Source organism: Rhodococcus sp. AH-ZY2, from assembly GCF_030916465.1.
Taxonomy (GTDB): domain Bacteria; phylum Actinomycetota; class Actinomycetes; order Mycobacteriales; family Mycobacteriaceae; genus Rhodococcus; species Rhodococcus ruber.
On record NZ_CP126458.1, the window covers coordinates 2,014,037 to 2,037,165 of the forward strand.

General features: G+C 69.8%; 23 protein-coding genes and 1 pseudogene. 13 read left to right on the top strand and 11 right to left on the bottom strand.

Annotated features, from left to right (window positions below; all coding sequences use genetic code 11):
• The first annotated feature begins 181 nt into the window (after nt 1–181).
• The 5 genes from QNA09_RS10455 to QNA09_RS10475 all read left to right on the top strand — a co-directional run bounded on the left by QNA09_RS10455 (nt 182) and on the right by QNA09_RS10475 (nt 5,628).
• Nucleotides 182–1,918, top strand: coding sequence for a SulP family inorganic anion transporter (locus QNA09_RS10455; RefSeq protein ID WP_099527974.1), 1,737 nt, complete (start codon nt 182–184; stop codon nt 1,916–1,918).
• Between the two features lie 106 nt (nt 1,919–2,024).
• Nucleotides 2,025–2,561: a hypothetical protein gene (locus tag QNA09_RS10460; protein ID WP_010595158.1), complete on the top strand. Its 537-nt coding sequence runs from the start codon at nt 2,025–2,027 to the stop codon at nt 2,559–2,561.
• Between the two features lie 105 nt (nt 2,562–2,666).
• The gene (locus QNA09_RS10465) at nt 2,667–3,488 is read left to right on the top strand and encodes a class II glutamine amidotransferase (protein ID WP_003935446.1); all 822 of its coding nucleotides are present in this window, start codon (nt 2,667–2,669) and stop codon (nt 3,486–3,488) included.
• A 78-nt stretch (nt 3,489–3,566) separates the two neighbouring features.
• Nucleotides 3,567–3,764: a DUF4177 domain-containing protein gene (locus QNA09_RS10470; protein ID WP_003935445.1), complete on the top strand. Its 198-nt coding sequence runs from the start codon at nt 3,567–3,569 to the stop codon at nt 3,762–3,764.
• A gap of 85 nt (nt 3,765–3,849) precedes the next feature.
• On the top strand, nt 3,850–5,628 hold the full coding sequence (locus QNA09_RS10475; protein WP_029540090.1) for a glycoside hydrolase family 15 protein: 1,779 nt from the start codon (nt 3,850–3,852) through the stop codon (nt 5,626–5,628).
• 62 nt (nt 5,629–5,690) lie between these two features.
• On the opposite strand, the gene QNA09_RS10480 is transcribed toward QNA09_RS10475, so the two are convergent.
• The 9 genes from QNA09_RS10480 to QNA09_RS10520 all read right to left on the bottom strand — a co-directional run bounded on the left by QNA09_RS10480 (nt 5,691) and on the right by QNA09_RS10520 (nt 14,328).
• Entirely contained in the window at nt 5,691–6,065 is a 375-nt protein-coding gene (locus QNA09_RS10480; protein WP_208643871.1) for a carboxymuconolactone decarboxylase family protein, read from the bottom strand.
• Nucleotides 6,062–7,648, bottom strand: a complete 1,587-nt coding sequence (locus QNA09_RS10485; RefSeq protein WP_119699757.1) for a long-chain fatty acid--CoA ligase — start codon at nt 7,646–7,648, stop codon at nt 6,062–6,064. Before QNA09_RS10485 ends, QNA09_RS10480 begins: the two co-directional genes overlap by 4 nt.
• Before the next feature lie 35 nt (nt 7,649–7,683).
• Nucleotides 7,684–8,289: a 3-oxoacid CoA-transferase subunit B gene (locus QNA09_RS10490; protein WP_048773580.1), complete on the bottom strand. Its 606-nt coding sequence runs from the start codon at nt 8,287–8,289 to the stop codon at nt 7,684–7,686.
• A gap of 49 nt (nt 8,290–8,338) precedes the next feature.
• Nucleotides 8,339–9,097, bottom strand: a complete 759-nt coding sequence (locus QNA09_RS10495; RefSeq protein WP_003935440.1) for a CoA transferase subunit A — start codon at nt 9,095–9,097, stop codon at nt 8,339–8,341.
• 71 nt (nt 9,098–9,168) lie between these two features.
• A complete protein-coding gene (locus tag QNA09_RS10500) occupies nt 9,169–9,756 on the bottom strand; it encodes an alpha/beta hydrolase (RefSeq protein ID WP_010595154.1) in 588 nt (195 codons plus the stop codon).
• 42 nt (nt 9,757–9,798) lie between these two features.
• Nucleotides 9,799–11,154, bottom strand: a complete 1,356-nt coding sequence (locus QNA09_RS10505) for an MFS transporter (RefSeq protein ID WP_119699758.1) — start codon at nt 11,152–11,154, stop codon at nt 9,799–9,801.
• 154 nt (nt 11,155–11,308) lie between these two features.
• Complete coding sequence (locus QNA09_RS10510; protein ID WP_119699759.1) at nt 11,309–12,361, bottom strand: 3-keto-5-aminohexanoate cleavage protein; 1,053 nt, start codon at nt 12,359–12,361, stop codon at nt 11,309–11,311.
• Nucleotides 12,362–12,414: 53 nt separating this feature from the next.
• Nucleotides 12,415–13,305, bottom strand: coding sequence for a TauD/TfdA family dioxygenase (locus QNA09_RS10515; RefSeq protein ID WP_048773549.1), 891 nt, complete (start codon nt 13,303–13,305; stop codon nt 12,415–12,417).
• A 48-nt stretch (nt 13,306–13,353) separates the two neighbouring features.
• Nucleotides 13,354–14,328, bottom strand: coding sequence for a quinone oxidoreductase (locus QNA09_RS10520; protein WP_048773548.1), 975 nt, complete (start codon nt 14,326–14,328; stop codon nt 13,354–13,356).
• A 282-nt stretch (nt 14,329–14,610) separates the two neighbouring features.
• Here QNA09_RS10520 and QNA09_RS10525 point away from each other — a divergent pair, with 282 nt between their 5' ends.
• The 3 genes from QNA09_RS10525 to QNA09_RS10535 are packed head-to-tail and all read left to right on the top strand — an operon-like array spanning nt 14,611 to nt 17,295.
• On the top strand, nt 14,611–15,696 hold the full coding sequence (locus QNA09_RS10525) for an AraC family transcriptional regulator (RefSeq protein WP_017681911.1): 1,086 nt from the start codon (nt 14,611–14,613) through the stop codon (nt 15,694–15,696).
• An 11-nt stretch (nt 15,697–15,707) separates the two neighbouring features.
• On the top strand, nt 15,708–16,061 hold the full coding sequence (locus QNA09_RS10530) for a YciI family protein (protein WP_102030721.1): 354 nt from the start codon (nt 15,708–15,710) through the stop codon (nt 16,059–16,061).
• Nucleotides 16,062–16,068: 7 nt separating this feature from the next.
• Nucleotides 16,069–17,295 carry an RNA polymerase sigma factor gene (locus tag QNA09_RS10535; protein ID WP_102030720.1) on the top strand — a complete coding sequence of 409 codons (1,227 nt, stop codon included), beginning with the start codon at nt 16,069–16,071 and terminating at the stop codon, nt 17,293–17,295.
• Here QNA09_RS10535 and QNA09_RS10540 read toward each other — a convergent pair.
• Nucleotides 17,288–17,662: a DUF1622 domain-containing protein gene (locus QNA09_RS10540; RefSeq protein WP_017681908.1), complete on the bottom strand. Its 375-nt coding sequence runs from the start codon at nt 17,660–17,662 to the stop codon at nt 17,288–17,290. The genes QNA09_RS10535 and QNA09_RS10540 overlap by 8 nt on opposite strands.
• A gap of 163 nt (nt 17,663–17,825) precedes the next feature.
• Between QNA09_RS10540 and QNA09_RS10545 the strand changes: the two genes are divergently transcribed.
• Genes QNA09_RS10545 through aroB form a run of 4 tightly spaced genes read left to right on the top strand, consistent with a single transcriptional unit; the run spans nt 17,826 to nt 21,361 of the window.
• Entirely contained in the window at nt 17,826–18,431 is a 606-nt protein-coding gene (locus QNA09_RS10545; protein ID WP_061064871.1) for a prepilin peptidase, read from the top strand.
• Between the two features lie 47 nt (nt 18,432–18,478).
• Nucleotides 18,479–19,666 carry a chorismate synthase gene (gene aroC / locus QNA09_RS10550; protein WP_026138085.1) on the top strand — a complete coding sequence of 396 codons (1,188 nt, stop codon included), beginning with the start codon at nt 18,479–18,481 and terminating at the stop codon, nt 19,664–19,666.
• Nucleotides 19,667–19,670: 4 nt separating this feature from the next.
• Nucleotides 19,671–20,255 (top strand): shikimate kinase, encoded by a 585-nt coding sequence (locus QNA09_RS10555; RefSeq protein ID WP_017682112.1) that lies wholly within the window; start codon nt 19,671–19,673, stop codon nt 20,253–20,255.
• Nucleotides 20,252–21,361, top strand: coding sequence for a 3-dehydroquinate synthase (gene aroB, locus QNA09_RS10560; RefSeq protein ID WP_010595142.1), 1,110 nt, complete (start codon nt 20,252–20,254; stop codon nt 21,359–21,361). The genes QNA09_RS10555 and aroB overlap by 4 nt, the downstream gene beginning before the upstream one ends.
• A 92-nt stretch (nt 21,362–21,453) precedes the next feature.
• Here aroB and QNA09_RS10565 read toward each other — a convergent pair whose 3' ends face one another.
• A complete protein-coding gene (locus tag QNA09_RS10565) occupies nt 21,454–21,696 on the bottom strand; it encodes a hypothetical protein (RefSeq protein ID WP_162919311.1) in 243 nt (80 codons plus the stop codon).
• Nucleotides 21,697–21,786: 90 nt separating this feature from the next.
• Here QNA09_RS10565 and thrS point away from each other — a divergent pair.
• A pseudogene (gene thrS, locus QNA09_RS10570) lies at nt 21,787–23,025 on the top strand (threonine--tRNA ligase); the annotation flags it as partial.
• Between the last annotated feature and the right edge of the window lie 104 nt (nt 23,026–23,129).

Below are 23,129 nucleotides of genomic sequence, written 5' to 3' on the forward strand. Positions count from 1 at the left end.
GATGCGGATCGCCGTCCTCCCGCGCACGGCGTTCGGGATCCGGTCGACGCAGCGCGGCACGAGCGGCCGCGTCCCGTCGGATGCCGGCGAGGCCGTGCCACGAAATTCGTTCGCGCGGCAGCAGGTATGCGGACTGCCCGAAGTGCGGTGAGCGCCCTGTGGGCGGTGCCATACTTGCGGAATGTCTCGGAGGCGAGCTCTCGCTCGACTGCCCGGAGTCGAGACGGTACGCGGCTACCGTCGGGACTGGCTGCGCTCGGATCTCGTCGCGGGTCTCGTTCTCACTGCCCTGTTGATCCCCGCCGGCATGGGATACGCCGAGGCGGCGGGACTGCCCGCGTACGCGGGGCTTTACGCGACGATCGTTCCGCTGCTCGCCTACGCGATCGTGGGGCCGTCCAAGATCCTCGTCCTCGGCCCCGATTCGTCGCTGGCGCCGTTGATCGCGGCGGCGGTGGTGCCGCTGGCCGTGACCGACGACCCCGAGAGCGCCCTCGCATTGGCCGGCGTCCTCGCCGTGCTCGTGGGTGCCATCATGATCGCGGGCGGATTCCTGAACCTCGGCTTCGTCACCGAGCTGCTGTCCAAGCCGTTGCGGCTGGGATACCTCAACGCCATCGCGCTCGTCGTCATCGTCGGGCAGTTGCCGAAGCTGCTGGGCTTCTCGGTGGACGCGTCCGGGTTGCTCGGTGAGATCGGCGCGATCGCCCGCGCGGTGGGGGACGGGCAGGTGGATCCGACAGCTGCCTGGGTCGGAGTCGCATCGCTGCTGGTCATCGTGGGTTTCAAGGTGCTGCATTCGAGGGTCCCGGGGGTGCTCGTCGCGGTCGTGGGAGCCGTGATCGTGGCCGCGGTGGCGGATCTGAGCGACGACATCGACATGGTCGGCGCACTGCCCGAGGGCCTGCCGCGTCCCTCGTTCGGCGGGGTCGACTGGGGTGACGTCGCGTCTCTGGTGGGACCGGCCGCGGGCATCGCGCTGATCGCATTCGCCGACTCCGGTGTGCTCTCCCGCACCTTCGCTGCCCGGCGGGGGGAAAGCGTCGACGGGAACACGGAGATGAAGGCGATCGGGGTCGCCAACGTGGCCAGTGGCATGTTCGGGGGGTTTCCCATCTCTGCCAGCGGATCGCGCACGCCTGTGGCAGAGCAGAGCGGGGCGCGTACCCAGCTTGCCGGCGTGGTCGGCGCCGTGGCGGTGCTGTTGTTCGTCCTCCTGGCACCGGGAGTGACCGCGTACCTGCCCCAGGCGACCCTCGGAGCGGTGGTGATCGTCGCGGCGACGGCGCTGGTCGACGTCCGCGGGCTGGTGCAGATGTGGCGTATGAGCCGGACGGAGGCGTTGCTCGCGGCCGCGGCATTCGTCGGCGTCGCACTGGTGGGAGTCCTGCAGGGCATCCTGGTCGCGATCGGACTGTCGTTCCTCGCGGTGGTGGTGCGGGTGTGGCAGCCGTACCGGGCCGAATTGGTGGCCGTGCCCGATCGGGAGGGCTTCCACGACCTCGCCCGTCATCCCGAGGGCCGGCGCATCCCGGGATTGGTCATCGTCCGATTCGACGCACCGCTGTTCTTCGCCAACGGGGAGATGTTCGATCGCTACGTTCGCTCGCTGGTGACCGATTCTCCCCGTCCGGTCGAATGGGTCGTGCTCGCCGCCGAACCCATCATCGGATTGGACACCACCGCGGTCGACGAACTCGTCGACCTCGACCGCTACCTGGAGAGTTGCGGCATCAGGCTGGTGTTCGCGGAGATGAAGGGCCCGATCAAGGATCGGCTGGTGCGGTTCGGTGTGGGCGACCGCTTCGATCCGTCCCGCTTCCATCCCACGCTCGAGGCTGCCGTGGACGCCTTCGAGTCCCGCGATCGGCTGCACGACCCGATCCGACCGGGAGACGACGACGGCGCGGAATCGTGACACCCGGAGCGGTCCGCTCGACCGAACGGCACGTCGCTGTACGACGGTCCCACGATGTGACCTGCGAGCCACGGCTCGATCCGGTTGAGGAGAAAGGTGGGATCCGATGGGAACCGATACGCACGCGCTGCTTCACGGCCCGTTGTTCTCGCGCCGTCGACCGTTGGACCGCGAGAACGCGGCGAGTCGGATCAGCGCCTACGTCTACGGCAATGTCCTCGTCCTTGCGGCGCTGGTGCCGATCGCCACTTCGAGTGAGCGCGTCGGGATTCTCGTCGTCCTCGGCACGGCCCTGTCCACCTTCCTTGCCCATGCCTTCGCCGAAGGCGTGGGTCAGAGTGTCCGAGAAGGAATCACGGTGACTCGAGCGGACAAGATCCGCGAGCTGCGCAACTCCGTACCGATTCTCAGTTCCGCTGTGCTGCCGTGTGCAGTCCTCGGGACCGCGCTGCTGGGATGGCTCGAGCCGAGGACCGCCCAGATCGTGGCCGAAGTCGCGGTGCTGGTCCGCATCGGAGGAATCGTGTGGGTCATCGGCCGGTTGAAGGGCGAACGTCCCACCCGTGCGTCGGTGGTTGCTGCTGCGCTCTTGACCGCGATCGCGACCGTCGTCGTGATCGTGAAGATCGTGCTCACTCACTGACCCTTGTCACGAGGGGGTACCGGACCGCTCGGTTCCGGCGGCAACCTCGGCATTCTCGAGCCGGGGATGGCGCCGGTGTGATGCAATGAGGTGGTGTGCAGATGGATGGCCTACTCGGGCGATCCGATCCTCGTGGAGGACTTGCTGTTCAAGCCCGAGCATTCCCTGATCGACCAGAGCCTGCACTCGCGGCTCGGGGCGACCACCACCAACGGTGACGGATTCGGGATCGGGTGGTACGGCGAGGAGGACGAGCCGGCCGTGTTCAAAGGGGTCGATCCGGCGTGGAACGACCGCAATCTCCGGGAACTCGCCGCCCATGTGCGCACGCCGCTGCTCCTCGCGCACATCCGCGCCTCGACGGGCACACCGGTTCAGCGCAGCAACTGTCATCCGTTCCGTCACGGCCGTTGGCTGTGGATGCACAACGGGGTGCTGAGCGAATTCCGGCGCATCAAACGCGATCTGGTGCTGGCGGTCGATCCGGAACTGTATCCGGACATCGAGGGGTCGACGGATTCGGAGGTACTGTTCTTCCTCGCCCTGACCTTCGGCTTGTCGGACGATCCGATCACCGCGGTCTCCAGGGCCGTCGGGACCGTCGAACATGTCGCTCGCGCCAAGGGCGTCGACGACCCGGTGCAGATGACCGTGGCCACCACCGACGGCGAATCCCTGTGGGTCTTCCGGTACTCGAGCGTGGGCCGCAGCCGCTCGCTGTTCTTTTCCACGGCGGTCGACAAGGTCCGGGCGCTGCATCCGGAGGTGGAGGTGCTGCATCGCCTCGGCCCCGAGACCCGCTTCGTGGTCTCCGAACCACTGCGCGACCTGCCGGGTGCCTGGAACGAGGTGCCCGAGGCGTCCGTCGGAATCGTCCGGCCCGGGGCGGACGAGATCCTCCCGTTCCGGCCGCTCGAGCCGGTCTGACATTCACCGGAAGGAATGTCGCGAGTCGTGCTGGGCACCCGGCCCGGCGGACACATCCGGCAATCAGGAGGAGGCGGCGTGTACACGTACAAGGTGATCGAAGTTCGCGAGAAGATGCTCGGCGGCAAGATGTCGGGTGACAAGCTCGAGCGGCTCCTCAACGAACAGGCCCGACAGGGGTGGCGCTTGAAGGCGATCACGTCGGCGGACATCAAGGGCCGGCTCGGTCCAGGCGGCGTCGAGGGAATGCTCGTGACGTTCGAGCGCGAAGACTGAGACACGCCGGCGGCGCCCGGCGCGTCACCGGAACCGCACGTGTGTGCATCACCGGCGGTACACGACCGACCAGCGGGAGTATGCGATGCGTATCGAAGACTACGGTCTGATCGGAGATCTGCAGAGTGCCGCGCTCGTCGGCCGCGCCGGCAACATCGACTGGTTGTGCCTGCCTCGGTTCGATTCGCCGTCGTGCTTCGCCGCGCTGGTCGGTGACGATCGGCACGGGCACTGGAGTCTGCGCCCGGCAGCCGAGATCACGGGGGTCACGCGGCGGTACCGCCCCGGAACGCTCATCCTGGAGACCGACTTCGAGACCGCGGACGGTGCGGTCCGCGTGATCGACTTCATGCCGCGCCGCGGCGACGGACCTCCGCGGCTCATGCGCATCGTCGAGGGGTTGCGCGGCAGGGTGTCGATGCGGATGCGTCTGTCGCTCCGACCGGACTACGGCACGATCACGCCTTGGGTCGAGCCCGCTGCCGACGGTGTACTCGCCACCGCGGGACCCGACTCGTTCCGGCTGAGTACTCCGGTGCCGCTGGGGATATCGGATGGTGATGCGACGGCGGACTTCACCGTCGCCGAGGGGCGACGCGAGCGCTTCACGCTGTGCTGGCACTACTCCTTCGGTCCCCCGCCGTCGGTCGAGGACGCGGACTCGGCGCTGGCCCGCACGCAGGCGTGGTGGCACGAGTGGAGCAGCCGGCTCGAGTACGCCGGACCGTACCGGGACGAGGTACTCACCTCCCTCATCGTGCTCAAGGCCATGACCTACGAGGTGACCGGCGCGCTGATCGCAGCGCCGACGACGTCCCTGCCCGAGGACATCGGGGGAGTGCGCAACTGGGACTACCGGTTCTGCTGGATCCGTGACTCTGTGCTGGCCCTGGAATCCCTTCTCGCCGGCGGATACACCGAGGAGGCGTTCTCGTTCCGCAGTTTCCTCCAGCGGGTCGGCACGGGAGACCCCGCGAAGATCCAGATCATGTACAGCATCGGCGGTGAGCGGCGCTTGACGGAGTTCGAGCTGCCCGACATGCCGGGATACGAGGGATCCGCCCCGGTACGGGTCGGCAACGCCGCCTCGGAACAGTTCCAGCTCGACGTCTACGGCGAACTGATCGGCGTCGCCTTCCTCAGCACCGAGGCCGTGGGGCGGGTCGAACCGCACCTGTGGCCGCGCTGGCGCACTCTGATCGAATACGTCGAGTCGATCTGGGGTGAACCCGACGACGGAATCTGGGAGACCCGCGGGCCGCGGCGGCACTTCACCCAGTCGAAGGTGATGGCATGGGTGGTGTTCGACCGGGCGGTCCGCCTGGTCGAACGTTACGACCTGGACGGTCCGGTCGAACGGTGGAGGCGGCTACGGGACGAGATCCACGACGAGGTGTGCGAGCGCGGCTACGATGCGCAGCGCAACACCTTCACCCAGTACTACGGATCGGAGGAACTCGACGCCAGCGTGCTGACGATTCCGCTCGTCGGCTTCCTGCCGGGCACCGACGAGCGGGTGACTGGCACGATCGACGCGGTCACCCGCGAACTCGGGCGCGACGGGTTCGTCTCGAGGTACTCGACCTCCCGGACGGACGACGGTCTGCCCGGCGACGAAGGCCAGTTCCTGGCGTGCTCGTTCTGGCTGGTCGCTGCGCTCGCCCGCAACGGCCGTGTCGAGCAGGCTCGGACGTTGTTCGAGCGGCTCGCCGCCTTGAGCAACGATCTCGGGTTGCTGGCGGAGGAGTACGACGTCGGACGTCGTCGCCAGGTCGGCAACTTCCCGCAGGCGTTCAGCCACCTGACCCTGATCGGTGCGGCCTACGCGATCGCCGCGGCAGAGGGCGCAGCCGACGAGAGGTGACCGGTACGCGGCACGAGATGTCAGGACTGCCGGCCTCGGTGCCTCGGCACGGCCGGTGGAGGTCAGGACGAGTCTCGCGCGGACAGTTCCTCCAGCAGGATCGGCACGCCGAGGTTGAGCGAGTGGATTTCGACGGTCGTGGCGAGTTTGAGGACTTCGAGAATTTCGTGTGCGGTGACGCCCAGATCGAGTGCGGCCCGGATGTGCCGCTGCAGTCCGGGGCCGTACATGTGGGTGCAGGAGGCATCGACCGCAATGCACAGCAACTGGACGACCTGCGGCGGGAGCACACCGCTTTCGTAGGGTTGCATCGTCGCAGTCAGGTAGTGCTCGGTCCATCCGGGATCGAGTTCGTCGAGTCCGTCCCACATCGGATTCCAACTGCCCTCGCGCTTGAGGCGGTCGACGATGGACGAAGCTGCTTCGTGGGTTGTCATCGGCCACTGCCCTGACCTGCGACGGCTGGAACCAGTTCGCGTTTGAGGATCTTTCCGGTGGCGGTCATGGGCAATACGGTGGCGAACTCGATGTGACGGGGATACTTGTAGCCGGCCATCTGCTCCCTGCACCAGGCGATCAGCTCGGGTTCGGTGATCGGTGCGCCCGGTTCGCGGATGACGAACGCCTTGACTTCCTCGCCGTGACGATCGTCGGGGACGCCGACGACGGCGGCGAGGGAGACGGCCGGGTGGGTCATGAGGACCTCTTCGATCTCGCGGGGGTAGACGTTGAAGCCGCCGCGGACGATGAGGTCCTTGGCGCGGTCGACGATGTAGTAGAACCCGTCCTCGTCACGCCGGGCCAGGTCGCCGGTGCGCAGCCAGCCGTCGCGCATCACCTCGGCGGTCGCCTCGGGTCGTCCGAGGTAGCCGGTCATGATGTTGTGGCCGCGCAGGGCGAGTTCTCCGACGCCGTCGTGGACGGGATTCCAGTGTTCGTCGACGAGAGCGGCCTCGATGCCCCACACCGGTACGCCGATCGAACCGGGACGCGGGGCGCGTTCGGGGTCGCTGAACATCGCCAGCGGCGAGGTTTCGGACAGTCCGTAGCCTTCGAGGATCTGGACATCGAACCTGTCCTTGAACTGCGTGAGGATCTCCACCGGCAGCGCCGCGCCGCCGGAGATCGCCCGACGCATGGTCCGCGCGATCTTTTCGACGTCGACGCCGGCCGCCTTCGCGGCGTCGAGCGCACCGAGCAGCGCCCAGTACATTGTCGGCACCCCGGCGAACACGGTGATGTCGTGCTCGTCCATCAGTTGCAGCGCCGCGGGGGCGTCGAAGCGGGGCATGAGCACGCAGGTGGCACCGACCGACAGTGCGGCGTTCATCGTCACGGTCTGGCCGAAGGAGTGGAACAGCGGCAGGGTGAGCAGATAGGTGTCCGGACGCTGCGGGGTGCTGTCGAACAGGCGGTTCGCGGTCAGGGCGTTGAGCACCATGTTGGCGTGGGTCAGTTCGGCGCCCTTGGGCCGGCCGGTGGTGCCGCTGGTGTAGAGGATCACGGCGGTGTCGACGGGTTCGCGCACGGCGGTGGCGAACGTGTCCGGCTGCTCGGCGGTGGCGTGGGCCAGGGTGGCGACGCCGTCGAGCGGGGACGGGGCCTGCGGATCGCGGGTGATCAGCAGCATGGTGCGGCAACGGTCGGCCCGGTCGAAACCGGCCCTGCCGTATTCGCCGACGGGAAGTTCCGCGGTCCCTTCGAAGCAGAGGTAGAGGGCGGCACCGGAATCGTCGAGGTGATAGGCGATCTCGCGAGGCGTGAGCTGAACGTTCAGGGGCACGACCACCGCGCCGGCCTTGAGGATGCCGTAGTAGACGGCGGGAAACTGGGGGACGTTCGGGCACGAGAGCGCGACCTTGTCGCCCGGCGCGACGCCCTCGGCGACGAGCAGGTTGGCGATCCGGTTGGCCTGCGCGTCGAGTTGCGCGTAGGTGAGTCGTTCGCCGCCGAGGACCAGCGCGGTCCGGTCGGGGTAGCGGCGCGCGGAGTCCTCCAGCAACACGGAGAGATTGAGCATACGAATCGATGTCCTGTCGGAAGGGGACGAGGGGATCAGACGAGGGGAGCGCCGGTGGCGGCGCGGACCTGCTCGTCGGTGACGCCGGGCGCGGTCTCGACCAGGACCAGTCCGTGGTCGGTGACGTCGACGACCGCGAGATCGGTGACGATGCGCTGCACCACGGCTCGGCCGGTGAGGGGCAGCGTGCACTTCTCGACGATCTTCGGATTGCCGTGCTTGTCGGTGTGTTCCATGAGCACGATGACCTTGGCGGCGCCGTGGACCAGGTCCATCGCCCCGCCCATGCCCTTGACCATCGCGCCGGGCACCATCCAGTTCGCGAGGTCACCGGTGGCCGAGACCTGCATCCCGCCGAGCACCGCGGTGTCGATGTGACCGCCGCGGATCATCGAAAAGCTCGTCGCCGAATCGAAGAACGACGCGCCGGGCTCGACCGTGACGGTCTCCTTGCCCGCGTTGATCAGATCCGCGTCCACCTGCTCCTCGGTGGGGTAGGGGCCGGTGCCCAGGATTCCGTTCTCACTGTGCAGGGTGACCTTCACCCCGGCGGGCAGATGGTTCGGGATCAGTGTCGGCAGTCCGATACCGAGGTTGACATATTGGCCGGGCGAGAGTTCGGCCGCGGCACGGGCGGCCATCTCGGTCCGCGACCATCCGAGGATCTTGGGTTCTGCTACTACGGTCACGTCAGGCTCCTTTTCCCGTCGAGACGGTGCGCTTTTCGATCTGCTTGTCCTGGGCGCCGGTGTGCACGATGCGATCGACGAAGACGCCCGGCAGGTGTACCTGGCCCGGGTCGATCTCGCCCGGTGCGACGAGCTGTTCGACCTGGGCGATGCAGATGCGTCCGGCCGTCGCGGCGAGCGGGTTGAAGTTCATTGCGGCCTTGTTGAACACCAGGTTGCCCTCGGTGTCGCCGCGCAGGGCGTGTACCAGTGCATAGTCGGCGGTGATGGACTCTTCGAGCACGTACTGCTTGCGGCCGAACTCGCGGATCTCCTTCGGTGGGGACGCGACTGCCACCGAGCCGTCGGGGTGGTAGCGCCACGGCAGGCCACCGTCGGAGACGGGGGTGCCGACACCGGCCGGGGTGAAGAAGGCTGGGATGCCGGCGCCGCCGGCGCGCAGCTTCTCGGCCAGGGTGCCTTGCGGCGTCAGTTCCACTTCGAGTTCACCGGAGAGGTACTGCCGGGCGAACTCCTTGTTCTCGCCGACGTAGGAGGCCGTCACTCGTCGGATCCGTCGTCGTTCGAGGAGGATTCCCAGTCCGCGGCCGTCTACGCCGCAGTTGTTGGAGAACACCTCGAGGTCGGTCGCGTCCCCGGCGGCGATCGCGGCGATCAGCTGGTCCGGGATGCCGGACAGGCCGAACCCGCCGACGGCGAGGGAGGCTCCGGAGGGAACGTCGGCGACCGCCTCGGCGGCCGTTTCATAGATCTTGGTCATTTCGTGGTTTTCCGGACGTGAGCGAGGCGCTCGGAGTGTGGACGGGGACGGAGTCGCGGTGCCGGTGGGGTTCAGCTGTGTACCGGGAGGGCGGTGCTGTCGAGCAGTTGCCGGAGCAGGTTCTCGGCGTCGGGCCAGTAGCCGTATCCGGCGGCGGGATTGAGGTGCCCGACGTCGCCGAGGTCCACCAGGCGGCTGCCCCACGTTTCGGCCATGCCGGCGATGCGCCGGTAGCCACCGAGCGGATCGGTGCGGCTGGCGGCGACGATGCTCGGAAACGGCAGCCTGCGGCGGGGGATGGGGTTCCATCCGCCCCGGTCGAGGTCGTCGGTGGTCGGGTAGCCCTCGGGCAGGGGTAGTTCCAGGTCTGCCGGCGTGGCCAGCAGCGCGCCCTGGATCGGACGCGTCGGGTTCTGCGCCCAGTGCACGGTGATCATCACGCCGGCGCTGTGGGCGACGAGCACCACGGGTCCGTCGATCTCACGCAGGACGTCGTCGAGTGCGGCGACGCGGGCAGCGCGGCTGAGCTTGTCGCGCTCGAGCGGAGGAACGGTCCGGACGTCGGAAAGACGTTCGGCGAGCAGGGTCTGCCAGTGATCGGCGACGTGGTCGCGCAGGCCGGGGACGATGACCACGGTCGGGGAGTGGGAGGGGTTCACGGGTGACTCCGGGAGATGGGGTGGGAACGGGACGACAGTCGTTCAGGCAGCCGTGCCGGGGCCGGTGCCGAGGGTGGTGAACTTGCGCAGGCCCAGCGGGTAGAGGCGTTTGCCTGCTACCAGTGCGCCGATGGCGAGGACGTAGACCAGCGGGGACAGCTGCAGCGCTTCCCGCAGGCCGAGTCGGTCGGCGAGGATGCCCACGACGAAGGGCCCGAGGGCGAGGCCGAGCAGATTGTTGGCCACGGTCAGCGTCCCCATGGCGGACGCGCGGACGGACGAGTGCGTGAGGTTGGCGACCATGGCCGCGGTGGGTCCGGAGGATCCGGCGGAGAAGAACGCACCGATGCCGAGCAGCACCAGTTGCGCGGTGCCCGTGTCGAGACGGAACGCGAGGGCCAGGCACGCCAGGGAGATGGCGCAGAAGGCGATCGCGGTGGTCCACTTGCGGGTGATGTCGTGCCGTCCGACGCGGTCGGTGACGATCCCGCACACCACCATGCCGCTGCCGACGAGCAGGACGACGATCGAGGCGGCGACGCCGGCCTTGTCCGGGGCGAGGCCGTAGTAGCGGTTGAAGAAGCTCGGCGTCCACGACAGCAGGACCGCGGCGGTGAACATCTGGAGGCCGCCGCCGGCGTAGGCGCACAGCACGGCGGGGTTGGTGAACAGGCTCGACACCGGCGCGCGGAATCCGTCCGGCGGTGTGGTCGCGGCACCGGCGGGTCGCTCGTCGCCGGCAGCGGGCCGGTCGTCGGCGGCGTGCGCGGCGAGCCTGCGCTCGGTGACCAGGGCGCGGAACAGTGCCACCAGGATGAGCCCGAAGACCGCCATCGCCGCGAACGACCACCGCCAGCTCAGATGAACGGCGATGACGCCGCCGAGGGCGACACCGAGGACCGAGCCGAACGAGCCGCCGGCCATGAACGCCCCACTGAGGGAGGCGTGGACCCGGGGAGCGAACACGCTCAGTACCACCGCGATTCCGACACTGCCGTAGGCGGCCTCGCCGACGCCGACGAGGAATCGCGCGCCGAGCATCTGCTCGAAGTTGGTGGCCACCGCACACATGAGAGTGGCCACCGACCACAGCACCGCCATGAGCACCAGGCTCTTGACCCGGCCCCACCGATCGGCCAGCAGCGACAGCGGGAGGGTGAGCAGTCCGACCATGAGCGCCACGATGCTCGTCAACGATGCGAGCTGGGAATCGGTCAGGGCCCATTCGGCTTTGAGGAACGGGAAGACGGCACTGAGAACCTGCCGGGACATGTAGTCCGACAACAACAGTCCGAAGGTGAGAGCGAACACGAGCCACGGGTACTTCCGCGATCGGGTCCTCGGACCGGCAGGGGTGGTGGCGGTGTGGTTCTCCAGCGAGGAGATGGGCAAACCCATGGGTGCTCCTGGGAGGCTGGGGCGGCGGGCGGGGATACGCATCGGGGAGCGCCCACCGCGGGAGGGGTGAGGACGGGGAGGGCTCGACGGACTCGGTCACCGGCCGGGTCCCCGGGGCGCACGGTGCGGGTCGCGTGCCCCGGGGGTCGGCGGTTCAGCCGTGGTGGGTGAAGCCGACCTGTCCCGGCCGGCGGTTGGGGGCGTAGCCGAGCCTGGCGAGGGTTTCGTCGGCGTCGCGGTAGGTCTCGCCGATCCGGTAGATCTCGCGGGCCTCCTTGCCGGTGGCGACCTCGCGGCCCAGTTCCCCGGCGATGCGGACCAGCTGCCGGATCTGCTGCACCGACGTCATCTTCTCGCCCTTGCGGCCCCAGATGGTGTCCTCGTTGCCGCAGCGGGTGTGCAGGCCCATCGCGATGGCCATCGCGTTGACCGGGAGCACGGACCGCATGAGCGTCTCGAGGGTCAGGCAGGCGCCGTCCGGAACCCGCTGGACGAAATTCATGATGTTGTACGGATTGGGGCCGTCGAAGCCGCCGCCGATACCGACCCACGTCAGGTTCAACGGTCCGGTGTAGACCCCGCGCCGGATCAGGCGTTCGACCGTCTCGAGCTGCGGGATGGACGAGAGCTGGAAGTGCGGCTGAATACCCTTGGCCTGCAGTCGCTTCAGATGCTCCGCAACCCATTCCGGACCGGCGGGCACGGTCATCTCCCGGTACGTCGCCGCGAGTTCCGGACGCTCCATCGAGGTGCCGGCGATGTCGTCGGCCGTCATCAGCTCCATGATGTTCATCTGGCTGGTGTTGATGGCGATGGTCACCTGGTCCGGCGCCGGGTCGAGTTCGGCGAGCATGTGCCGGGTGTCGTCCGAGAGCCACTTCGCCTCGGCGCCTTCACCTTCGGGAGCAAAGGAGATGGATCCGCCGACCTGCAGGATCATGTCCGGCACCGCTTCGCGCAGGCCGGCGAGCAGCTCGTTGAACTTCGAGAGCCTCTTGCTGCCCTTGCCGTCGAGTTCACGGACGTGGATGTGCAGCACGGTGGCGCCCGCCTCGTAGCAGTCCACCGCCTGCTGGATGTGCTCGTCCATGGTCAGGGGAAGATCCTCGCGGAAGTCGTCGAGCTCCCATTCCGGGCCGTAGGGCGCGGCGGTGATGACCAGCTTCTCCTGGTTCTCGGGGAAGAGGGCGTCGTCGTGGAAGTGCATTGTCGGGTCTCCGTTTCGGAATGTGGACGGTGTAAGGGAAGGAAGGGAAGAGCTCAGAAGGGCCGGTCGCCGACGATCCCGGCGCGTTCCATCTTGCGAACGGCGGGCCAGTAGTCCTGCACCGCGTAGTGCTGCGTGGAGCGGTTGTCCCAGATGGCGATGCTGTTCTCCGTCCAGCGCCAGCGCACCTGGTACTCGGGAATCGACGCCTGGCTCGTCAGGAACTGCAGCAGGTTGCCGGCACCCGGGGCGTAGTCGATGCCGAAGCGGACGTTCTCGGCGGTGTGGTAGTTGACCAGGTGGGTGGTGAAGGAGTTGACGAACAGGATCTTCTCGCCGGTTTCGGGGTGGGTACGCACCACCGGATGTTCCGCATCCGGGTAGCGGGCGTGCAGCGCATGGCGCTGTTCGAGCGGCAGCTGGGCGCCGAAGCTCGCCTCGATGCTGTGCCGGGCCCGCAGGCCGGCGATCTGCTCCTTGACCGAGCCGGGCAGGCGCCGGTAGGCCTCGGCCATGTTCACCCAGATGGTGTCCCCGCCCACCGGCGGGGTCTGGACACAGCGCAGCACGCATCCCAGCGGGGGGTTGTCGCGCCAGGTGGCGTCGCAGTGGTAGGCGTTCTCGTAGTGCTCGGGCGCGCTGTCGAGGTCCTTGTAGATCCGCACCAGCCCGGGATGGTCGGGGTCGCTGCCGACCACCGGGTGATCCTCGAGTGGGCCGAACCGCTCGGCCAGGGCGACGTGCTCGGCACGGGTGATGTCCTGGTCGCGGAAGAACAGCACCTTGTGCTCGAGCAGCAGGGCCCGCAGCTCGGCGAACAGCGCGTCGTCGCGCGAGACCTCGCCGAGGTCCACGTCGAACAGTTCGGCGCCGATCGTGCAGGTCAGTGGTTCGACCCGGAAGGCCGTGGAGACCGGACTCGGCGGTCGGGTGGTGGTGGTCATGGATGGTCCTTCGGAAGTGGGCGGACTCCGGGTACGGCCCGGACGGGGTCAGAGGGCGAAGACCGACGAGCCGATGCTGCGGCCGGCCTCGAGATCGCGATGCGCCTGCACCGCGTCCTCGAGTGCGTAGCGCTGGTTGATCTCGATCGCGATTTCTCCGGTCGCGACGTGCGAGAACAGCTCCGCGGCGAGGGCGGCCCGCTCGGCCGGGTCGGCGATGTAGTCCGCCAGCGCCGGACGGGTGACGTACACCGACCCCTTGATCGCCAGCTGCATGGCGTCGATCGGCGGAATCGGCCCCGAGGCGGTGCCGAAGCACACCAGCAGGCCGCGGCGGGCCAGCGAGTTCAGCGAGGTCTCGAAAGTCGTGGCGCCGATGCTGTCGAACACCACGGGAACGCCCTTGCCGTCGGTCAGTTCCCGCACCCGCTGCGCCACATCCTCCTCGGTGTAGATGACGACCTCGTCGCAGCCGTGTGCTCGGGCGACCTGCGCCTTGCGCTCGCTCGAGACCGTGCCGATCACCCGGATGCCCAGCAGCTTCGCCCACTGAGAGAAGATCAGGCCCACGCCGCCGGCGGCGGCGTGCAGCAGCACCGTGTCCCCGGCCGCCAGCGGCCAGATGCGCCGCAGCAGGTAGGCGGTGGTCAGGCCGCGCATCGTCATCGCCGCGGCCGTGTCGAAGCCGATGGCGTCGGGCAGTGCGATCAGGTGGTCGGCGGGCATCACCCGTTCGGTGCTGTAGGCCCCGAGTGGGCTGCCGGTGTAGGTCACCCGGTCGCCTTCCCGGACCGACGTCACGCCTGGACCCACCTCCTCGACCACCCCGGCGGCCTCGACGCCCATCCCGGCGGGCAGCGGTGCCGGGTACAGGCCGGTGCGGAAGTAGGTGTCGGCGAAGTTCAGGCCCACCGCCTCGTGCCGGATGCGGACCTCGCCGGGGCCCGGTTCGCCGACCTCGACGGCCTCCCACTGCAGAACCTCCGGACCACCGGTCTCGTAGAAGCGGACAGCCTTTGCCATGTTTCCTCCTGAACGCGCACTCGCAGGCCGGGGGCCGGCGGAGGGCAGATGTGTATGAACTCGGTGGGACGGGAGCGCCGGTGGCGGCGATCCCGGCTCTCGGCCGTGGGTGCGGCCGAGGACCCCGGGGCGATGGAAGCGGAGCTGCTGGGGCGTCTGGACTCTCGATCCGCTCCGTCACACTTCGCCGTACCTTGTGATGCAACTAACAGTAGGGGGTCCCGAGGCGATATGCTTATCCCCTGGGGACGGATTGCCATTCATTTCGGGACAGGACCGGTAGTGAAACCACTGGCGCGCTACGCCGCACTGAACAGCTATGTCGAACTGGCACATTCGTCGAAGATCGATCCGGCCACGTTGCTGCGCGCGTCCGGTCTCGACCTGGCCGGCCTGAGCCTGCAGGACCGGTGGGTACCGGCCGAGGCGATCGCGGACCTGCTCGAACGTTCCGCCGCGGCAGCCGATCGCGACGACTTCGGCCTCGTGCTGGCCGAGCGACGACGGTTCTCCAACCTGGGCCCGCTGAGCCTGGTGGTCCGCGAGGAGCCGGACGTCCGCAGCGCGCTGCGAATCCTCGTGCGCTACGAGCACATGTACAACGAGGCCCTGCACACCCGCCTGACCGAGCAGGGCGGTATCGCCACCATCCGCATCACCCTCGACGTCGGCCGGACCGGGGAGTTCCGCCAGTCCGTCGAACTCGCGGTAGCGGTGATGCATCGTCTGCTGCAGGGCTTCCTCGGTCCGCAATGGCGTCCGCTGTCCGTCTCGTTCGCGCATCCCGCACCCCGGCACCGCGAAACTCACCACCGCGTCTTCGGCACCGCCGTCGACTTCGATCAGGACTTCGACGGAATCGTCCTCTACACCGCGGATCTGGACGCGCCCAATGCCATGGCGGATCCGCTGCTGCGGTCGTACGCGCAGCAGTTCCTCGACTCGGTCGGAAGTCCCCGCGAGACGACCACGGTGGACCGGGTGCGGGAGCTGATCGAGTTGCTCCTTCCCACCGGCCGGTGCTCGGTCGGCCAGGTGGCCCGCAGTCTCGGCATCGACCGCCGGACCGTGCACCGCCGACTCGCGGACGAGGGGGAGACGTTCTCGTCCGTCCTCGATGCCACCCGCGCGGACCTGGCGGTACGGATGGTCGGGAGCGGACGGCACTCGCTCACCGAGGTTTCCGACCTGCTGTCGTTCTCCGCGCCCAGCAACTTCTCCCGCTGGTTCAGGAACCGGTTCGGGTGCAGCCCGAGCCGATGGCGTGCGGAGGAAGAGGGACGTTCCGAGCCGGCGCGTGCGATGTCGATTCGGCGGCCCGCCGATCGTGTAGAGGGTGGATCACCGGCGCCGGTCCGGCGATCGTGAGGAGGAGTGCCATGCCCCAGTACCTGCTGAGCATCTACCAGCCGGACGGCGACCCGCCGCCGGCGGAGATCCTCGAGCCGATCATGCGCGAGGTCGAGGCCGTCGACGCCGAGATGCGCGCGGCCGGCGCCTGGGTGTTCGCCGGTGGCCTGCACCCGCCGAGCACGGCCACCGTGGTCCGGCTCGACGGCGACGGAATCCTCACCACCGACGGCCCGTACCTCGAGGGCAAGGAACACATCGGGGGGTTCACGGTCGTCGAGGCGCCCGACCTCGACGCCGCCCTCGAATGGGGTCGCAAGCTCGCCCGCGCGATCACGCTGCCGATCGAGGTGCGGCCGCTGGCGGGCGGGCACTGCGGGTGAGACGTCCGTGCCCGCGGTGACGGACGCGGAGATCGCGCGCGTGTTCCGTAGCGAACACGGTCGCGCGGTCGCCGTGCTCGTCCGCGTCTTCGGGGACATCGACCTCGCCGAGGAATCCGTGCAGGACGCGTTCACCGTCGCCGTCGCCCGGTGGCCCGCCGACGGACTGCCGCCGAGTCCGGCCGGCTGGATCGTCACCACCGCCCGGCGCCGCGCGATCGACCGCCTCCGCCGGGAGAAGGCCCGCGCAGGCAAGCACGCCGAGGCCGCCCGCCTGCACGCCGCCGTGACCAGCGACATCGGCGGCGAGGACGATGCCGTGCCCGACGACCGGCTGCGCCTGATCTTCACGTGTTGCCATCCCGCGCTGGCGCCCGCCGCCCGCGTCGCTCTCACGCTCCGGCTGCTCGGCGGCCTGAGCACCGCCGACATCGCCCGAGCCTTCCTCGTTCCCGAGAAGACGATGGCGCAGCGGCTGGTGCGCGCCAAGGGCAAGATCCGCGACGCCCGGATCCCCTACCGCGTTCCGGGCCCCGCGGAGCTACCCGGCCGCCTCGCATCCGTCCTCGCCGTCGTCTATCTCGTCTTCACCGAGGGGCACACCGCTGCAGGCGGGGACCGTCTGGTCCGCGACGACCTGTGCGCCGAGGCGGTCCGGCTCGCTCGCCTGCTGGCCGAACTGCTGCCCGACGAACCCGAGGTGCTGGGCCTGCTCGCGCTGCTGGTGCTCACCGACGCGCGGCGACCGGCCCGCACGAACGCCCACGGCGATCTGATCCCGCTCGCCGCGCAGGACCGCACGCTCTGGGACCGAGACCTGATCAGCGAGGGGCAGGCCCTCGTCCGCCGCTGCCTGCAGCTGCGCCGGCCCGGCCCGTACCAGATCCAGGCCGCGATCGCCGCCGTCCACAGCGACGCCGCCACGGTCGGGGCGACCGACTGGCGCCAGGTGGTCGCGCTCTACGATCAACTGCTCGTCGTCGCCCCCACCCCGGTCGCCGCCCTGCACCGCGCCGTCGCGGTGGCCGAGGTGGACGGCCCCGGCGCGGGTCTGGACCTCGTCGACAACCTCGACCTGGACCGCTACCACCTGTGGCACGCGGTGCGGGCCGACCTGCTCCGCCGGCTCGGCCGTCTCCCCGAGGCCGCCGCGGCATACGACGCCGCGCTCGCCCGGGCCACCAACGCCGCCGAGCGCGGCTTCCTGCAACGTCGCCGCGCCGAACTCAGCTGACCGGTGCCTGCTCGGGCCGCGGTTCGCTCCTGCCGTTCTGCCACGGCCACCGCCCGGAGATCTCGAGCTGCAGCGACCAGCTCAGGAAGGTCCGGATCAGGACGATGATCGCCAGGACCCCCACCGACGTGAAGGTGGGGGTCACGGCGACCGTCTTGATGATGTCCGCGGCCACCAGGAACTCGAGGCCGAGCAGGATGGACCGTCCCAGATCACGCCGGTAGCGTTCGTAGATCGGCGCGCCCGGCGAGCGGCGCCAGGACCGCAGGGCGATCCAGCTCGCCACCGCCGCACCGACGACGATCACCGCCACCCCGACGACGTCGACGGCGCCGCCGACGGTCTCGAGAACGCGGGCCAGCTCCATGCGAACCTCCGGGATGCGGACGGGACGATTCGGTCATCGTCGCAGGTCCGGCTCGATCCGTCCCGGCAACCGGGTTGTCCACAACCAGCCCGTCCGTCCACAGATTCCGGTCGTGGGCGGCAAGATCGTCGTTCCGGCGCGACCCGGACGGCACGCTGACGGCATGACCGTCGTGTTGTTCGCCGTGCTCGGCGCCGCGGCCGGAACCGGCATGCGGCGGCTCGTCGCCCGCCTCGTCCGGCGGCTCCCACCGCGCGGGATGTGCGAGGCGGCCGGCGCGGCCGGTGGCGCCGTGGCCGTGCTCGCGACCTCGACGATGCCGGGCGCGTTCGCCGTCGCGGCCTTGATCTGGTGGTGCCTGTGCCTGAGCGCGGCCGACCTGTCGGCGCGGCGGCTGCCGAACGTGCTGACCGTGCCGGGCGCCGGCGTCGTCCTCGCGGTCGCCGCGGCAGCGGGGCAGGGAGCCCCGGCGCTCGCCGGGGCGTGCCTGCTGGCGGGTCCGTACCTGCTTGCCCATCTGGCCGTCCCGCGCAGTCTCGGCGCGGGCGACGTGAAGCTCGCCGCCGGGCTGGGGGCAGCCGCGGGCGCCGCCGGCGCGGGGGCGTGGACGACGGCGGCCCTGCTGCCGCCGCTGCTCACCGCCGCGGCGGGCGCCGTCGCCGTCGCCGTGGGTTGGGTACGGGCACACCGTCGCCCGCGCGGTGTGGTGCTGCCGCACGGGCCGTCGATGTGCGCGGCAGCCGTCGCCGGGGTCCTGGCGGCGGCTTGACCGGGGCGGCGTCCCGCCGGTGGCGGCGAACGTGGAAGGATGGTCCTGTGCTGCGCTGGATAACTGCTGGAGAGTCCCATGGTCCCGCCCTCGTCGCGATGCTCGAGGGGATGGTCGCCGGTGTCGAGGTGACGTCGAGCGACATCTCGGAGCAGCTCGCGCGGCGGCGCCTCGGCTACGGCCGCGGCGCACGCATGAAGTTCGAGGCCGACAAGGTCACCATTCTCGGCGGCGTCCGGCACGGCCACACCCTCGGTGGCCCGGTGGCCATCGAGATCGGCAACACCGAGTGGCCCAAGTGGGAGACCATCATGTCCGCCGACCCGGTGGACGCCGAACTGCTCGTCGGACAGGCCCGCAACGCACCGCTCACCCGCCCGCGACCCGGTCACGCCGACTACTCGGGGATGCTCAAGTACGGCTTCGACGACGCGCGTCCCGTCCTCGAGCGCGCCAGCGCCCGGGAGACCGCGGCCCGGGTCGCCGCCGGCACCGTGGCCCGCAACTTCCTGCGCCAGGTGTTCGGCGCGGAGGTCGTCTCGCATGTGATCTCCATCGGCGCGTCCGAACCCTACGTGGGAGCGGAGCCGACCGGGGCCGATCTCGCCGCCATCGACGCCAGCCCCGTGCGGGCCTTCGACAAGGCGGCCGAGGAATCGATGATCGCCGAGATCGAGGCCGCCAAGCGCGACGGTGACACCCTCGGCGGTGTCGTGGAGGTCGTGGTGCACGGCCTGCCGGTGGGCCTGGGTTCGTTCATCAGCGGTGCGGACCGGCTCGACGCCCGGCTCGCCGCGGCCCTCATGGGCATCCAGGCGATCAAGGGTGTCGAGGTCGGCGACGGCTTCGAGACCGCCCGCCGGCGCGGCAGCGTCGCCCACGACGAGATCCGGCCCGGCCCGGACGGCGTGCTCCGCTCGACCAACCGGGCCGGCGGCCTCGAGGGTGGCATGACCAACGGCGAGGCGCTGCGGGTACGGGCGGCGATGAAGCCCATCTCGACGGTGCCGCGCGCCCTCGCCACGGTCGACATGGCCTCCGGCGAGGAGGCCGTCGCGATCCATCAGCGCTCCGACGTGTGCGCCGTGCCCGCGGCCGGTGTTGTGGCCGAAGCGATGGTGGCGCTCGTCGTGGCGCAGGCCGCGCTCGAGAAGTTCGGGGGCGACTCGATCGACGAGACCCGCACCAACGTCCGCAACTACCTCGAGGCCGTCGCGGCCCGGGTGCCACGGTGACGCCATGACGCCACGCGCAGTCCTGATCGGGCCGCCCGGGGCCGGCAAGTCGACCATCGGCCGGCGGCTCGCCCAGGCGCTCGATCTGCCGCTGCTCGACACCGACGCCGAGATCGAGCGCACCACCGGCCGCACCATCCCGGACATCTTCGGCACCGACGGCGAACCGGCGTTCCGGCGGATCGAGGAGGAGGTGGTGGCCGACGCGCTCGCCCGGCACGACGGCATCGTCTCCCTCGGCGGCGGCGCGATCCTGTCCGAGCGCACCCGCGCCCTGCTGCAGGGCCGAACGGTGATCTACCTCGAGATCAGCGTCGCCGAGGGCCTGCGCCGCACCGGAACCAACACCACGCGACCGTTGCTCGCCGGGGCGGACCCCGCGGCGAAGTACCGGGAGCTGATGCGCCGGCGCCGCCCGCTGTACCGGCAGGCGGCCACCATCCGCGTGCGCACCGACGGACGCAGCCCGGGCCGCGTGGTGCAGCAGGTCCTCGCCAAGCTGGAGGCCCAGTCGGATCTGGCTGCCACCGGCGCCCACCCGTCCGCGCCCAGCACGACCAGTACAGAGAATCGGAGCAATCAATCGTGACCGAACCGGTACGCGTCGACGTCCAGACGGCCCAGCCCTACCCGGTGATCATCGGTCGGGGCCTGCTCGGTGAGCTCGTCGACGAACTCACCGGCACCCGCACCGTGGCGATCCTGCACCAGCCGCCGCTCGCGGAGACCGCCGAGGCGGTCCGTGCCGCGCTGGCGGAGAAGGGAATCGACGCTCACCGCGTCGAGATCCCCGACGCCGAGGACGGCAAGGACCTCGCGGTGGCGGGGTTCTGCTGGGAGGTGCTCGGGCGCATCGGGCTGACCCGCAGCGACGCGATCGTCAGCCTCGGCGGGGGAGCGGCCACCGATCTGGCCGGGTTCGTCGCCGCCACGTGGATGCGCGGCGTGCGGATCGTGCACGTCCCCACCACGTTGCTCGCCATGGTCGACGCCGCGGTCGGCGGCAAGACCGGCATCAACACCGAGGCGGGCAAGAACCTCGTCGGTGCCTTCCACGAACCGTCCGCGGTGCTCGTGGACCTCGCCACGCTCGAGACGGTGCCGCGCAACGAGATCGTCGCCGGCCTCGCCGAGGTGATCAAGACCGGCTTCATCGCCGACCCGAAGATCCTCGAGCTGATCGAGGCGGATCCGGAGGCCGCGCTCGACCCGACGGGAACGGTGCTGCCCGAACTGATCCGGCGCTCGGTCGAGGTCAAGGCGAAGGTCGTCGCCGCGGACCTCAAGGAGTCGAGCCTGCGCGAGATCCTCAACTACGGGCACACCCTCGGTCACGCCATCGAACGGCGCGAACGCTACCGGTGGCGGCACGGCGCCGCCGTCGCCGTCGGTCTCGTCTTCGCCGCCGAGCTGGGACGCCTCGCGGGGCGCCTGGACGACGCCACCGCCGACCGGCACCGCAGCATCCTCGAGCTCGTCGGCCTGCCCACCACCTACGATGCCGACGCCTTCCCCCAGCTGCTCGAGGGCATGCAGACCGACAAGAAGAACCGCGCGGGGATGCTGCGGTTCGTCGTCCTCGACGGCCTCGCCAAGCCCGGGCGCCTCGAGGGACCGGATCCGTCGCTGCTCGCCGCGGCGTACTCGGCGGTTGCGCGGGAGGGCACCGCGGACGCAGGCACCGTGCTCCTGTGAGCTGCTGACCGGCTGAGCTGCCGACCGTCGTCGACGGGCCGTCGCACCCTCGGGGTGCGACGGCCCGCGTCCTCGTCGGGGATCTTCCCGGTTCACCACCGCGCGGATAATTCGCCCTGGACGGAACGCAGGAATTCTCCGAATTCCTGGTCCCCGCCCGAGCTGAACGGCCGCCTACCGAAAAGACGATGAAAAACCCGGGCGCGCAGGAGCTCCGGGATGCGATCGCTCTTCGCCGTTGATTTCTGGGCGAAACCGGCCGTACGATTCCGGTCGTGATGAACGCTCAGCAGGTCACGACGACGCCGGATGCCTTCCGGCGCCGCGTCGCTCACTGCTGACCCACCAAGCGAGCCCCGGGAGTCGACGTCCCGGGGCTTTCGTCGTGTTCGGGCACGTCGCTCCCTCTCGCCGAGACGAGAGTCGAGGAACAGGAAATGAACGGTGCAGATCACCGAGTGCTCGGTCGCGAACTCGACATGTTCGCCGGCGCGCCGATTGTGGGTGCGGGTCTTCCGCTGTGGTTGCCGGACGGTGCGGTGATCCGTGCCGAGCTCGAGGCCTTCGCCGCCGAGGTGGCGGCCGAGTCCGGCTGTCGCCGCGTCTACACCCCGGTGCTCGCCAAGAAGGAGCTGTTCGTCCGGTCGGGCCACTGGTCCAAGTTCGCCGACGACATGTTCCCCGAGATGCGGGTCGGCGGCGAGAGTTTCGTCCTGCGGCCCGCCAACTGTCCCCATCACGCCCAGATCTTCGCCTCGCGGGCCCGCAGCTACCGCGACCTGCCGATCCGCCTGTCGGAGCTGGGATCGATGTTCCGCAGCGAACTGTCGGGCGTGCTCGGCGGCCTGAGCCGGGTCCGGCAGATCGGTCTCGACGACGCGCATGTGTTCTGCGCGCCCGAACAGGCCGGTGCGGAGGTGGAACTCGCGTTGAGTGCGATCGAGCGCTGCTATCGGGTTCTCGGGCTCGACGCCCGGCGCTACCGCCTCTCCCTCCGCGGTGCCGGGGGCAGCTATCTCGGCTCCGGCGAGCAGTGGGCGCATGCTCAGGGTCAGCTGCGCGGTGCGCTCGAACGGTGTGGGCTGGACTTCTTCGAAGCCGAGGGGGAGGCCGCGTTCTACGGTCCGAAGATCGACGTCCAGGTCGCCGGGGCGCACGGGCGCGAGGAGACCGTGTCCACCGTCCAGTTCGACTTCACTCAACCCGAGCGTTTCGGCCTCGAATACACCGGCGAGGACGGGCACAGGCACCGGCCCGTGATGATCCACCGGGGTGTGCTCGGATCGATGGAGCGGCTGACCGCGATGCTCGTCGAACGCTTCGAAGGGCGCATGCCGCCGTGGCTCTCGCCCCGCCAAGTGGCGGTCCTGCCGGTCCGTGACCCACACCGCGACGGGGCCGGCGCGTTGCGGGACAGGCTGCTGGACGAGGGGATTCGCGCCGAGGTGCTCTCCGGTGGATCGCTGGGCAGCCGGATCCGCGCTGCGCGCCTGCACCGCGATCCCTACCTCGCGATCGTCGGCGACGAGGAACTCACGGACGGCACCGTCAGCGTCCTGGTGCCGCAGTGCGGTCAGCGGGCGCGCATCGGGCACGAGCAGTTCGTGCGCCGGGTGCTGGCCGACGTCCGGGGCCGGGTCCTGGGCCCGTCCGCACTGCCGTGAGGGTGCTCTCGCCGTCGTCGAGCCGGACCATGATCGATCGGGCCGGGTCGGGACGGCGACGCGCGCGCGGACCGGTCACCCGCGCGTCGGTCGCCGGCGCGGCC